Raw genomic sequence first — 12,408 nt, forward strand, 5'->3', positions numbered from 1 at the left:
GTAACTCCTAGACGTACGGGTGAGGGGACTGCGGGCCGCGCGCTCAGTTGGGGCGCCTGCCGTGGAAGACCAGCTCGATCATGGTGTGGTCGGGGTCGTGGATGTAGCAGAACTTGGACTGGTTCTCGGGGCGTTCGACGGGCCGGGTGTGCCGGATGCCGAGCTCCTTGAGATGGGCCAGGAACTCGTCCCACTCGTCGACCTCGACGGCGAAGTGGTAGGGCGCCATGCGCTCCATCTCCTCGACCGGGGTGAAGTGGAGGTCGAAGTTGCCTCGGGTCATCAGGACGACCCGGGTGTTGGATTTGGGCATGATGCGCTTCATGCCGAAGACCTTCGTGTACCACTCGGCGGTGCGGTCGGGGTCGGTGGTGGGGAAGTTGACGTGGTGGATGTAGCGCGGAGCCTTGCTCATGCGTGATTCCCTTCTGCGTGTACGGGGTTGGAGAGCACGCCGATGCCGCTGATCTCGATGTCGACGCTGTCCCCGGGCTCGATCCGGCAGGTCGACTCGGCGCCCATCCACAGCACGTCGCCGGGGCGCATGGTGATGTGCCGGGTGATCTCGACGATGTGGTCGTAGGGGTCGAAGACCATGTCGCCGGTCGGGAACGTGGCCCGGTCCTCGCCGTTGACCCGGAGCGTGGTCGTCTGCGCGAGCGCGTCGACGTCCGTCTCTATCCAGGGGCCCATCGGCTTGAAGGTGTCGCTGTTCTTGCCGCGCCACACTGTTCGGTCCTGGTGCTGCCAGTCACGGGCGCTGACGTCGTTGCCGATGGTCCAGCCGAACACCGAGGAGCGGGCCTCCTCGTACGTGGTGTGCCGAAGCGTGCGGCCGATGACGGCGACGAGTTCGGGCTCGGCCTCGAACCGGCCCGTCACGCCGGCCGGTTTGACGATGGGCGAGCCGTGGCCGGTCAGCGCGCTGTTGGCCCGGTAGCCGACTTCGGGACGCGCCGGGACCTCGGCACCGCAATGCGCTATGTGTCGGGGGTAGTTGAGGCCGACGGCGTAGAAGACGGGCGGGACGACGGGCGGCAGCCAGACGGCCTCGGCCCGGGGCACGGTGCCGATGACGGTGAGGCCCGGGTCGTCGGGTGCCTGCCGGTCCATGTTCTTCAGGGGGGATCCGGAGAGCAGTTCGACGTCCTTCTCCCCCACGCGGCCCCACACCGCTCGTCCGCCGGCCGACACCCGGGCGTATCTCATGGTGTTCAGCCCGCCAGGAGGTGGGAGACGCGCTTGGTGATCAGATAGGCGTCCAGTGCCTCGGGCCCGCCCTCCCGGCCGTAGCCGCTCTCCTTGACGCCGCCCGAGGGTGCCTCGCTGACCGAGCCACCGCAGTGGTTGACCGAGAGGATGCCCGCCTCCAGTTCGCGCACCAGGCGTTCGGCGGTGGCCGCGGATTCGGTGAAGGCGTACGCGGCGAGGCCGTAGGGCAGTTCGTTGGCGGTGCGCAGGGCGTCGTCGAGGTCGTCGAACGCGGTGACGGGCGCGAGCGGCCCGAACGGTTCCTCGCGCATCAGATCCGCTTCCGGGGACACGCCGGTGAGGACGGTCGGCGCGAAGAAGTAGCCCGCGCGGTCCAGGCGTTCACCGCCGGTGCGCAGGGTGGCGCCCCTGCGCAGGGCGTCGGCTGTGAGCCGTTCCATCGCCCGGAGCCGGCGTTCGTTGGCGAGGGGCCCCATGGTCGTACCCTCGGCCAGGCCGTCGCCGACGACGACCGCCTCGGCCGCCTTCACGAACTCGGCGGTGAAGTCGTCGAGGAGGCTCTCGTGGACGAGGAACCGGCTGGGCGAGGTGCAGACCTGGCCGGCGTTGGCGAACTTGGCCTGTGCGGCGCGGCGGGCGGCACGGGCGGGGTCGGCGTCCGCGCACACGATCACGGGGGCGTGGCCGCCCAGTTCCATCACGGACGGCTTCATGACCTGGCCCGCGGCGGCGGCCAGTCGCTTGCCCACGGGGACCGAGCCGGTGAAGGCGACGAGACGGACGACCGGTGAGGCGATCAAGTGGGCCGAGACCTCGGCCGGTTCGCCGAAGACGAGGTTGAGGACACCCGACGGCAGCCCGGCGTCCACGAAGCAGCCGACCAGGGCGGCCGCGGTGGCCGGGGTCTCCTCGGACGCCTTGATGACGATGGAGCAGCCCGCGGCGAGGGCCGAGGAGATCTTGCGCATCGGACCGCCGGCCGGGAAGTTCCAGGGGACGAACGCGGCGACGGGGCCGACCGGTTCGCGGCGTACGGACAGCAGGGTGCCGGGGTCGGAGGGGATGATGCGGCCGTAGGCGCGGCGTGCGTCGTCGGCGTGCCAGCGCAGGGTGTCGGCGACACGGCGGGCCTCACCCGTGGCCTCGGCGAGGGGTTTGCCCTGTTCGAGGGTCATGATCCGGCCGACCTCTGCGGCCCGCCCGGTGAGCAGGTCGGCGGCGGCGTGCAGGATCGCGGTGCGCCGGGCGACGGGAGTGTCGCGCCAGGTCCTGAATCCCCGCGCGGCGGCTTCGAGGGCGCGGTCCAGGTCGGCGGTGCTGGCGAGGGGGACTTCGCCGATCACCTCTTCGGTGGCCGGGTTGACGATGGGGGCGGTGCGGCCGGTGCCGCCCGGGCACCATTGCCCCGCTATGTGCAGGCGGACGGCCGGATAGCCGTGGTCGGTGGTCATGGGTGGGTGCCCTCTCAGGCCGGCGGACGAGACGGTGGGGCCCTCGGCTCGGCGGCCGGGGCGGGTAGGACGGGGGCGCTGGTCGGGAGGCGGGAGCTTCCCGCCGGTCCACGGCGTGGGTGGGAGGCGGGAGTTCCCCGCCGGTCCACGGCGCGGGTCAGGAGGCCGAGGCGTCCTGCTGGTCGCGGTTGGTGCGCAGCGCCCAGATGTGGTGCGGCGGGGCGGTCGCGTGGACGCGCGTCTCGTACGAGTCGTCGACGCGGTCCATGTCGGCGGCGTACTCGACGCGCCCGCCGCAGGGTGCGTGCACGAAGCGGAAGACGTTCGAGCCGACCGTGTGGCGGCCGAGTCTGCGGGCCTCGCGCCAGCCCCGGTCGATCATGTGGTTGCCGCCTTCGACGACCTCGTCGAAGCCGGGGACCTCGTAGGCGATGTGGTTGACGCCCGCCCTGTCGGGGCGGTGGCAGAGCAGCATGGTGTGCTGGTCGTCGTCGCCCGGTGCCCGCATGAAGACGCCCATGGGCTCGACGACGTCGGTCGGCCGGAAGCCGAGGCGGTCCACGTAGAACGCGACCGCCTCCTCGCGGCCCTCCTCGCGGATGTTGAGCGCCACATGGCACATGCGCAGCGGGTGTACGCGGGTGATCGGCTTCAGCGCGGTGTTCCAGCGGGTGACGCTGCCCGGCGCGTTGGCGGGCCGGGGGACGGCGTCGGCGGGACGGGGCCGGGCGAGGGCCAGTCCGGCCCCGAAACCGGTCTCGTCCACCGTGTGGAACACGCCTGCGGCGTCCTGCCGGACCGGGCGGTCGCGGCCGGCCGCGGCGACCAGGCGCTCGAGTTCGCCGGGGGTGTCGACGCCCCAGACCACCTCTCGCAGGGTGGGCCCGTCCTCCACCGGGGGCGGGAGGAGCGCGTCGGGTGCGGTGTCGAGGTGGAGGGTCTGGCCGGTGCGGGTCTCGAACACGGCGTGCTCGTCGGACCGTTCCAGCAGGAAGAGTCCGAAGTCGTCGAAGAACCGGACGCATTCGCCGAGATCGTCGATGCCGTAGGTGACCGATTCGATTCTCTGGATTCCCATGGGTTCCTCGTTTCGCGGGTCGCCCGCTGAGCGTAGGTTTCGGGCGGCAGCGGGCTCAACGGTCCAGGCTCGACGGAATGCGCAATCGTTTGTTGCGGCCGGGGAATGCCGTACGGACAGTTCCTAGGAACGGATCACGGGAATGGGATTCTGGGAGAACCACGCGGTGAGGAAATCCAGGAATACGCTGACCTTGCGCGGGGTGCCCTGTCCGGGGCCGTAGATCGCGTACAAGGGACGGTCGGGGACCGCGAGTTCGGGCAGGAGGACCTGGAGAGCACCCGAGATGAGGTCGTCGTACGCCGGCCGCTGGGGCAGCAGGGCGATTCCGCGCCCGTGCACGGCGGCCTTCTGGAGGGCGATGTAGGAGTTGGACGAGAACGCGACGTTGCGGATCTTGTGCAGCGTGGAGGCGTGGCCGTGGCCGATGCGCCAGACCGGGTCGTTCACGTGGACGAGGCACTCATGGGCGGCGATCCCGTTCGGCTCGGTGAGCGGGCCGCCGCGTTCCAGGTACTCCTCGGAGGCGCACAGCACGAACGGCAGCGACGCGATCTTCTTGAGGCGGACGCTGGAGTCCCGTAGGTCCCGGGTGTGGAAAGCGACGTCGAATCCGCTGTCGAGGAAGTCGTAGGTGCGGTCGGACATGCCTCCGAGTTCGAAGCGGACCTGGATCTTCGGGTGGGAGGCGGAGAAGGCCGCTATCGCGTCACCGAGGTCCAGGCTGCCGATCCATTTGGGGCAGATGATGCTGAGCGTGCCCTCGGCGCGGTCGTGCAGCTGGGCTATCCCCGCGTCCTCGGCCTCGATCTCCTCCAGGATGCGCGCGGCGAAGTCGGCGTAGCGCTGCCCGGGTTCGGTGAGGCTGACGGAACGGGCCGTGCGGTTGACCAGCCTGACACCGACCTGTCTCTCCAGTTCGGCGACATGGCGCGACACCAGGGAGCCGGAGGAGCCCAGCTTCTTGGCGGCGCCGTTGAAGCTGCCGACCTGGGCGACGGTGACGAAGCTGTGCATGAGGAGCAAGCGGTCCATGGTTTCCTCCGGAGGCCCACGACTGCCAGGGGTGGGCCCCGGCGGCGGTGCCGGTCGTTCGGGTGTACGGGCGGTGCTTCCGTCCCAGGACGGTCCTCACGGCGGTGCGGGTCCGCGTCGTGCCGGTCCGGAATGCCCTTGCGGCGGCTCCGTGAGGACATTCCAGGCACGACGACGGGGTGGGCTCAGGACGCGCCGAGGAAGGCACCGCTCACCGTGCGGGCGCTGTCACTTGGGGCAGTACCGCGGGGCCTTGGTCAGGTTGTCCTTGGTGACCAAGAGAAGAGGAATGTTGGCAATCTTGTCAACCTTTTCTTTGCCCAGCAGGCTGATGGTGCTCTTCACCGCCGTCCGGCCGATGACCATGGCCGAGTTGGCCACCGTGGCGGAGAACCGGCCGTCCTTCACGGCGGCCAGCCCCTCGTCCGTGCCGTTGACGGTCACGATCCTGACGTCCTTGGCGCCGGCCGCGTCGAACGCCTTGCGGACGGCGAAGCCCATCTCCTCGTTGGCCACGAAGGCGTAGTCCAGGTCGGGGTGGGCCTGGATCATGTTCTCGGCGACCTCCTGCGCCTTGACCGGGTTGAACATGCCGGGCTGGTTCGCGACGACCTTCGCCGTGCCCGGGAGTTCGTTGGTGAACCCGCCCACGAGCAGGTCGGAGGCGGCACCGGGCGCTCCCGCGATCACGCCGACCTTCACGTTCCTGCCCGCGGCGTCCTTGACGACCCAGTCGGCGTCCAGCGCGCCCACCTTCTGGAGATCGACGACGGCGGCGCCCAGGATGTCGTTCGCGTCGTTGGGCGCGACCGAGGTCAGATAGATCGGGATGCCTGAGGCCTTGGCCTTGGCCACGTCCCCGTCGAGCGAGTCGACGTTGACCGTCTGCACGATCAGCGCGCTGACCTTGCGGGAGATCATGTCCTCGATGTTGGACAGTTCGGTTCCCGCGTTCTGATGGGAATTGGCCGTGTAGACCTTGGCCCCCGCCGACTTCGCCGTCTGCTCGACGGCTTTCTGGAGACAGGTGTGGAACGCGGTGTCGGCACCATTGACGAATCCGAGGGTGACGGCACCGGAACTCGCTCCGGCCGCACCGGCGTTGTCGTTCTTGGCGCATCCGCTCAGCATCAGGGTGGTGCCGGCGGCCGCGGCGATCAGCGCGCGGCGGGAACGGACGGAAAGTCTCATCGTGGTACGCCTTTCATGACGGGAAAAGGGCAGGGGAGAGCGCATTCGGAAGGCGGAGGGAAATCGACCGCGCAATGCGGGAGAAGATCGGCCGCGGAATGCGGAGGACGAGGATCTACGGGTGCCGGGGCGGCGTCAGTCGCGTGCGGACCGGGACTTGTGGAACTCGTTCGCGACGGCCGCGACGAGCAGGACCCCGCCGACGGAGACCGGCTGGTAATTGCTGGAGACCTGAAGGAGGTTGAGCGCGTTGGCCACCACGCCGAGGAGTACGACACCGAGCGCGGTCCCGGTGACGGTGCCATGGCCGCCGGCGAGCGAGGTGCCGCCGATGACCACCGCGGCCACGGCGGTGAGCTGAAGGGACAGACCGCCCGTGCCCGGACTGCTGGAGCCGAGCCGGGACAGCAGCATGAGTCCGGCCAGACCGGACAGGGCGCCGGTGAGGGCGTACAGCGTGAGCTTGCGGGCGGTGACGTTGATCCCGCTGAGCCGGGCCACGTGCTCGTTGCCGCCGATGGCGTAGGCGTCGCGGCCGAACACGGTGAACCGCATGACCAGGGCCGTCGCGACAAGGACCAGGACGGCCAGAATCAACAGATAGGGGATGCCGAGGATCTTGTCGTTGCCCAGGGGGAACATCCTGGTGCCGATGGAGACGCTCACGCTGTCGAGCACCAGCAGCGCGACTCCGTCGAGCAGGGTGGCCGTGGCCAGGGTGACGACGAACGGGGCGACGTTCGTGAACGTCACGACAAGTCCGTTGACCAGCCCGATCGCCGTCGCGAGAACGATCGTGGCGACGACGGTGAAGACGGTGGAACGGCCGTGCGACAACAACTGCGCCCCGAGCGCCGTCGTGACGGAGACATTGCTGCCCATGGAGAAGTCCATGCCGCCCGCGGTCATGAGCAGGGTCAGACCGGCGGCGATCACGGCGGTGACACTCACCTGCCGCAGAATGTTGATCACGTTCGTGTCGGTGGCGAACGCGTCGGTCCGCACCACGGTGGCCAGCACCACGACGACCAGAACGGCCGTCAGGCCGGTGTGCGGAGCCCGGCGCAGAGCACCGAGCCGGCCCCCCGGCCGAGTCCGGCCGTGCGACTCGCCGACCCCCGGGACATCGGGAAGTGTCTTGACGCTCACTGCGGTTGACCTCCGAGTGCGGTGGCGACGAGTTCGTCGCGGGTGATGGCGGTGACGTCGTGCTCGGCGACCGTGCGGCCCGCGCTGACGACGATCACCCGGTCGGCCAGACGCATGACCTCCTCGGCGGACGAGGAGGCGAGCAGCACGGCCACGCCGCGCGCGGCCAGGTCGTCGACCAGGGTGTGGATGTCGGCCATGGCGGCGATGTCCACGCCGTTCGTGGGGTCTTCGAGGAAGCAGGCGACCGGCTCGGTCTGGAGCCACTTCGCGAGGAGCACCTTCTGCTGGTTGCCGCCGGACAGGGCGCTCACCGGCGGATTGCCCGCGAGCGAGACCACTCCGTAGTCGCGGCGCAACGGCCGTGCACGGCGGGCGAGTTCGCCACGGCGGTGCAGCCGCCTGCGGGCGAAGCGGTCACCGGCGAGCATCAGGTTCTCGTCCAGGGACATTCCCGGGACCAGTCCGAGCGCCCTGCGGTCGCCCGTGACACAGCGCAGGCCGCCGGCGAGTGAGGCGTGCACCCGGCCGAACGGCACCCGGGCCCCGTCGACGAGGAGTTCGCCGGTGTCGGGCCGGCGCCGGCCCGAGAGCAGGTCGAAGAGCCGGGACTGGGCGTCACCCGCCGGTCCGAGCACCGCGACGATCTCGCCCTTGCGCACCTGGACGTCGAGGCCGCGGACGGCCCGGCCGTCGCTGAGTGCGCGTACCGCGAGGCCGATGTCGTCCTTGGGGGCGGGACGTTCGGAGCGCCGCGAGACGACATCCCTGCCCACCATCGCGCGGACCAGCGCCGCCGGGTCGAGCTCGGCGGCCGGCGCGCTGCGCACGACGGCTCCGTCGCGGAGCACGGTGAGCCGGTCCGCGACGGCCATGACCTCGTCGATGTAGTGCGAGATGTAGACGACGGCGACACCCTCGTCGCGCAGGGTGCGCACCAGCCGCCTGATCTGGTGGGCCGCTTCCGCGCTCAGGCAGGCGGTCGGCTCGTCGAGGACCAGGATCCGGCCGCCGCGCCGTACCTCACGCGCCACCTCGACCATGGTCTGTTCGGCGACGGTCAGCGAACCCGCGGTCCGCTCCACGTCGATGTCGATGCCGAGCCCCGAAAGGGCCCGCGCGGCCTCGGACTTGAGGGTCCTCCAGTGCACGGCGCCGCGCCGGGTGGGCAGATCGCCCAGCATGACGTTCTCCGCGACGGTCAGGCCCATGGCCAGTTCGCGCCGCTGGGGGACCGAGGCGATGCCGAGCCGTCGGGCCCTGCGCACCGTCAGCGCGTGCTGGGTGTGTCCGTCGACCTCGACGGTGCCGGAGTCCGCCTGGTGCACTCCGGAGAGGATCTGCACGAGCGTGGACTTCCCTGCGCCGTTCATGCCCATCAGCGCGTGGACCTCGCCGGGGTACAGGTCGAGGTCGACGTCCGTGAGCGCGGCCGCGCCGCCGAAGCTCTTGGTGACACCGCGTACGCGCAGCACGGGACGGTGTTCCGTGGCGGCGTCACCGGCCGCCGCCGTCGGGGTCCTGGGGGTCACGGCGGCGCCTCCTTGCGTGTCCTGGTCCGTGAGGGTGGTCACGGCCGCGGTCCGTCGTTGCGGACGAGACGCCCGTATCCGCGGACGTCGGGGAAGGGCGGCTCGCGGTCGGCCTGGAGGTCCACCTGGAAGGTGTTGAGGCACATCCCGAGCATGGTGAAGTTGCCGAGCGCGCCGATGGTGTCCACCAGGCCCCGGGGGCCGAAATGGCGAAGCGCCCGGGCGAAGGTCTCGTCGCGGACGAAGTGCTCCTCCAGCACCTCCCGGCAGAACTGGTAGAAGGACTGGTCGGCTTCGTCCTCGAAGGCCGCCTCCCGTCTCTCGGCGACGGCCTCGACCGCGGCCTCGGGAACACCCGCCCGGATCGCCTCGTCCACATGGGCGTTCCAGGAGTACTGCGCGTCCCAGTTCCGGGCGGCCATCAACAGGGCCAGTTCGCGCAGGTGCCCGGGCAGACTGGAGTCGAACCGGGCGAAGGCGCCGAGGGATTCGGCGCGCTCGCACATCTCCGGGCTGTGCAGCCAGACCCGGAAGGGACCGCGGACCGCGCCACGCCGGCCGGCGATGCGGGCGGCCAGTTCCCGCTGGCGCGGTTCCATGTCCTCATCGGTCAGAACGGGGAGCCTCATGTGGCTGCTACCTGCCTTTTCTTTCCGGCGTGTTTCCGGCACGTACGGGGATGCCGTGCGATGCCAGCCGACGGTACAGCCGGGTGCGGGAAGCTCACCCTTCCCGGAACGCAAGGTAAAACTGCACGCCGGACGGCACCCGTTCGCCCGGACGCGACCTAACGTCTCCCGTCGACGCAACACCGTCGACGGGAGAGGAACCCTGGATGACCACGATCATCGAAGCCGCGTCCGTGCCCCTGCTGAGCCGGGGCGGCGCCGTCGTGACGACGCCGCTCATCACCACACGCTCGGCGGGCGGGGAGAACCGGATCACCAGCGGGATGAGCGTGTACCCGGCCGGCTCCGGAGCGCCTTTGCACTCGCACAACTGCGACGAGCACGTGACGATCCTCGAGGGCGAGGCGGAGGTGGTCGTCGACGGCGTGGTGACGAAGCTGACGCGCTTCGACACCACGTACGTCCCCTCCCCCGTCCCGCACCTTTTCAGGAACGTCGGCGACGGCCCGCTGCGCATCCTGTGGGTCTACTCCTCGGGCCATGTGACCCGCACCTTCACCGAGACCGGGAAGACCGTCGAGCATCTTTCGGACGACGACCGGATGGGCTGAGTGACCGGTGCCGGGGCGAAGGTGTTCCGCCCCGCGCGGCACGGGCCCGGACGGCCCCGCCCCCGTCGGGGCGGGGCCGTCGTCAGGCGCGGGACCGGGCGGGATTACCGGGCGGGCGCCCCCTGGGCGGGGGCCGGCGCGAGACCGGCGGGGCGGGTGGTGAACACGCCCCGGCCCTGGGTCCGGCTGCGCAACCGGGTCGCGTAGCCGAAGAGTTCGGCCAGCGGCACGGTGGCGGTGATCACCGATGTGCCCACCCGGCCGAGCGAGCCCGAGACCCGGCCACGCCGGGCCGCGAGGTCGCCGAGCACCCCGCCCACGGCCGCCTCGGGCACGGTGACGGTGACCTCGGCCACCGGTTCCAGCACAACCATGGCACTGGCGCGCAGCGCCTCCCGCAGCCCGAACCGGCCGGCCGCGCGGAACGCCATCTCCGAGGAGTCCTTCGCGTGGGTCGCCCCGTCGGTCAGGGTGACCCGCAGCCCGGTCACCGGGTGACCGCCGAGGGGACCCTCGGCGAGCGCGTCCCGGCAGCCGGCCTCCACGGCACGGACGTACTCCTGCGGAACCCGGCCACCCACGACGGACGAGCGGAACTCGAAGCCCGTCACGGCTCCCCCGGCACCACCGGGGTCCGTCCCCAGCGGCTCCACGTCGAGGACGACATGCGCGAACTGCCCCGCTCCGCCGTCCTGTTTGACGTGCCGGTACACGAGTCCCGACACCCCGCGGGCCACCGTCTCACGGTAGGACACCCTCGGCCGCCCGACGGCGACGTCGAGCCCGTGGGCGCGCCGGATCTTCTCCACCGCCACCTCCAGATGCAGTTCTCCCATGCCCGACAGCACCGTCTGCCCGGTCTCGGGGTCGGTGCGGACGGTCAGCGAGGGGTCCTCCTCGGCCAGCCGTGCCAGCGCCGACACCAGCCGGTCGGTGTCGGTGCTGCTGCGCGCCTCGACCGCCACGGACACCACCGGGTCGGCGACGACCGGCGGTTCGAGGAGCAGAGGCGCCCCGGGTGCGCACAGCGTCGCCCCGGCCCGGGCGGACTTCGGCCCGATCACGGCGACGATGTCACCGGCCACGGCACGCTCCAGCTCGGCATGGCGGTCGGCGCGGACGCGCAGGATGCGCGCGATCCGCTCGGTGCGTCCCGTGCCCACGTCCACCACCACCTGCCCCTTCTCCACCGTGCCCGCGTAGACACGCAGATACGTCATCCGTCCGGTCGCGGTCGCGTTCACCTTGAACACCAGCCCCGCGAACGGCGCTTCGGGGTCCGCGGCCCGCTCCTGCTCCGCGCCGTCGTGCGTGCCGCGGACGGCGGGCACGTCGAGCGGCGAGGGCAGGTAGGCCACCATCGCGTCCAGCAGCGGTTCGACACCGCGGTTGCGGTAGGCCGAGCCGCACAGCACCACCACGCCCTCACCGGTGCGGGTCAGGTCGCGGAGGGCCGCCGAGAGGGACCGCGCCGAGAGCGTGGAGCGGGCGCAGAACTCCTCCAGGGCCGCCGGATGGAGTTCCGCCACCGCCTCCTCCAGGAGCCGGCGCCGGTGCCTGGCCTCCTCCAGCAGGTCCTGCGGCACCGGGATCTCCTCGGCGGACTCGGCACCGTCGGCCCATACGAGGGCACGCATGCGCAGCAGATCGACCACGCCGGTGAACGCGTCCTCCGTTCCGATCGGCAACTGGACGACCAGCGGCCCCGGATGGAGCCGTTCGCGGATCGAGTCGACGGCGGTGTCCAGGTCGGCGCCGGCGCGGTCCAGCTTGTTCACGAAGGCGATCCGGGGGACGCAGTGCCGGTCGGCCCGCCGCCACACCGACTCGCTCTGCGGCTCGACGCCCGCCACGGCGTCGAACACCGCGACGGCGCCGTCGAGGACGCGGAGCGAGCGCTCCACCTCGTCGGAGAAGTCGACGTGGCCCGGGGTGTCGAGCAGGTTGATCCGGTGCCCGTCCCAGGCGCAGGTGACGGCCGCGGCGAAGATGGTGATGCCGCGGTCGCGCTCCTGCGGGTCGAAGTCGGTGACGGTGGTGCCGTCATGGACCTCGCCCCGTTTGTGGATGGTGCCGGTGAGATAGAGGATCCGTTCGGTCACGGTGGTCTTCCCGGCGTCCACGTGGGCGAGGATGCCCAGGTTGCGGACGGCGGCGAGGGGGCTGGTGACAGAGCGGGTGAGGTGACGGTGCAGTTCGGTACGCACGGCCGAGGGCCTTTCGGACGATCCGGAGACGGGTCGGCGCGATTCCCGGACGACACACCTGGGATCAGGCGGTGGCGGACCTGCGGCGGACACGGCGTACGGCGACCGGGCATACGGTCGCCGCCGTAGCGGCTGAGGTCAGAGGGTCGTCGCGGGCGTCCGGTTCCGGCCGCGCAGCCGGTACCGGGTCCACGAGGACACCAGGATCACCTCGTACTGTGACGGGGGGACGACGACAGCGGTGCGGTAGCGCACGGCCCGGCTCCCCTCGTTCGTCACGGCACACACGGCACCGGTGCGGTGGTGTGTGATT

At 71.0% G+C, this 12,408-nt stretch carries 12 protein-coding genes; 1 reads left to right on the plus strand and 11 read right to left on the minus strand.

The genetic code is table 11. The features are described from left to right. Nucleotides 1-43: 43 nt before the first annotated feature. The 9 genes from ABZV42_RS07970 to ABZV42_RS08010 all read right to left on the minus strand — a co-directional run bounded on the left by ABZV42_RS07970 (nt 44) and on the right by ABZV42_RS08010 (nt 9,277). Entirely contained in the window at nt 44-415 is a 372-nt protein-coding gene (locus tag ABZV42_RS07970) for a VOC family protein (protein ID WP_355980259.1), read from the minus strand. Further along, nucleotides 412-1,209, minus strand: a complete 798-nt coding sequence (locus ABZV42_RS07975; RefSeq protein WP_356051197.1) for a fumarylacetoacetate hydrolase family protein — start codon at nt 1,207-1,209, stop codon at nt 412-414. The genes ABZV42_RS07970 and ABZV42_RS07975 overlap by 4 nt, the downstream gene beginning before the upstream one ends. 5 nt (nt 1,210-1,214) lie before the next feature. Continuing rightward, complete coding sequence (locus ABZV42_RS07980; protein ID WP_356051199.1) at nt 1,215-2,663, minus strand: NAD-dependent succinate-semialdehyde dehydrogenase; 1,449 nt, start codon at nt 2,661-2,663, stop codon at nt 1,215-1,217. A gap of 157 nt (nt 2,664-2,820) precedes the next feature. Next, nucleotides 2,821-3,741 (minus strand): VOC family protein, encoded by a 921-nt coding sequence (locus ABZV42_RS07985; RefSeq protein WP_355980268.1) that lies wholly within the window; start codon nt 3,739-3,741, stop codon nt 2,821-2,823. A 123-nt stretch (nt 3,742-3,864) separates the two neighbouring features. Beyond that, nucleotides 3,865-4,776, minus strand: coding sequence for a LysR family transcriptional regulator (locus tag ABZV42_RS07990; protein WP_355980271.1), 912 nt, complete (start codon nt 4,774-4,776; stop codon nt 3,865-3,867). A gap of 228 nt (nt 4,777-5,004) precedes the next feature. Beyond that, nucleotides 5,005-5,967 (minus strand): sugar ABC transporter substrate-binding protein, encoded by a 963-nt coding sequence (locus ABZV42_RS07995; protein WP_356051201.1) that lies wholly within the window; start codon nt 5,965-5,967, stop codon nt 5,005-5,007. Between the two features lie 135 nt (nt 5,968-6,102). After that, complete coding sequence (locus tag ABZV42_RS08000; RefSeq protein ID WP_355980273.1) at nt 6,103-7,116, minus strand: ABC transporter permease; 1,014 nt, start codon at nt 7,114-7,116, stop codon at nt 6,103-6,105. Further along, nucleotides 7,113-8,690: a sugar ABC transporter ATP-binding protein gene (locus tag ABZV42_RS08005; RefSeq protein WP_356051203.1), complete on the minus strand. Its 1,578-nt coding sequence runs from the start codon at nt 8,688-8,690 to the stop codon at nt 7,113-7,115. Before ABZV42_RS08005 ends, ABZV42_RS08000 begins: the two co-directional genes overlap by 4 nt. Further along, a complete protein-coding gene (locus ABZV42_RS08010; RefSeq protein ID WP_355980277.1) occupies nt 8,687-9,277 on the minus strand; it encodes a carboxymuconolactone decarboxylase family protein in 591 nt (196 codons plus the stop codon). Before ABZV42_RS08010 ends, ABZV42_RS08005 begins: the two co-directional genes overlap by 4 nt. Nucleotides 9,278-9,483: 206 nt before the next feature. Here ABZV42_RS08010 and ABZV42_RS08015 point away from each other — a divergent pair, with 206 nt between their 5' ends. Continuing rightward, entirely contained in the window at nt 9,484-9,888 is a 405-nt protein-coding gene (locus ABZV42_RS08015) for a cupin domain-containing protein (protein ID WP_355980280.1), read from the plus strand. Nucleotides 9,889-9,992: 104 nt separating this feature from the next. On the opposite strand, the gene fusA is transcribed toward ABZV42_RS08015, so the two are convergent. Beyond that, nucleotides 9,993-12,095: an elongation factor G gene (fusA, locus tag ABZV42_RS08020; protein WP_356051205.1), complete on the minus strand. Its 2,103-nt coding sequence runs from the start codon at nt 12,093-12,095 to the stop codon at nt 9,993-9,995. A 138-nt stretch (nt 12,096-12,233) separates the two neighbouring features. Further along, a complete protein-coding gene (locus ABZV42_RS08025; RefSeq protein ID WP_355980286.1) occupies nt 12,234-12,374 on the minus strand; it encodes a hypothetical protein in 141 nt (46 codons plus the stop codon). Nucleotides 12,375-12,408: the final 34 nt, after the last annotated feature.

The sequence above is a fragment of the Streptomyces sp. NPDC005281 genome (genome assembly GCF_040607495.1).
Lineage (GTDB): Bacteria > Actinomycetota > Actinomycetes > Streptomycetales > Streptomycetaceae > Streptomyces.

What these genes read in the sequence shown, in the direction of transcription:
- ABZV42_RS07995 (WP_356051201.1), bottom strand. Translation starts at nt 5,967, where the DNA reads ATGAGACTTTCCGTCCGTTCCCGCCGCGCGCTGATCGCCGCGGCCGCC.
- ABZV42_RS07980 (WP_356051199.1), bottom strand. Translation starts at nt 2,663, where the DNA reads ATGACCACCGACCACGGCTATCCGGCCGTCCGCCTGCACATAGCGGGG.
- ABZV42_RS08015 (WP_355980280.1), top strand. Translation starts at nt 9,484, where the DNA reads ATGACCACGATCATCGAAGCCGCGTCCGTGCCCCTGCTGAGCCGGGGC.
- ABZV42_RS07970 (WP_355980259.1), bottom strand. Translation starts at nt 415, where the DNA reads ATGAGCAAGGCTCCGCGCTACATCCACCACGTCAACTTCCCCACCACC.
- ABZV42_RS07985 (WP_355980268.1), bottom strand. Translation starts at nt 3,741, where the DNA reads ATGGGAATCCAGAGAATCGAATCGGTCACCTACGGCATCGACGATCTC.
- ABZV42_RS08010 (WP_355980277.1), bottom strand. Translation starts at nt 9,277, where the DNA reads ATGAGGCTCCCCGTTCTGACCGATGAGGACATGGAACCGCGCCAGCGG.
- ABZV42_RS07975 (WP_356051197.1), bottom strand. Translation starts at nt 1,209, where the DNA reads ATGAGATACGCCCGGGTGTCGGCCGGCGGACGAGCGGTGTGGGGCCGC.
- ABZV42_RS07990 (WP_355980271.1), bottom strand. Translation starts at nt 4,776, where the DNA reads ATGGACCGCTTGCTCCTCATGCACAGCTTCGTCACCGTCGCCCAGGTC.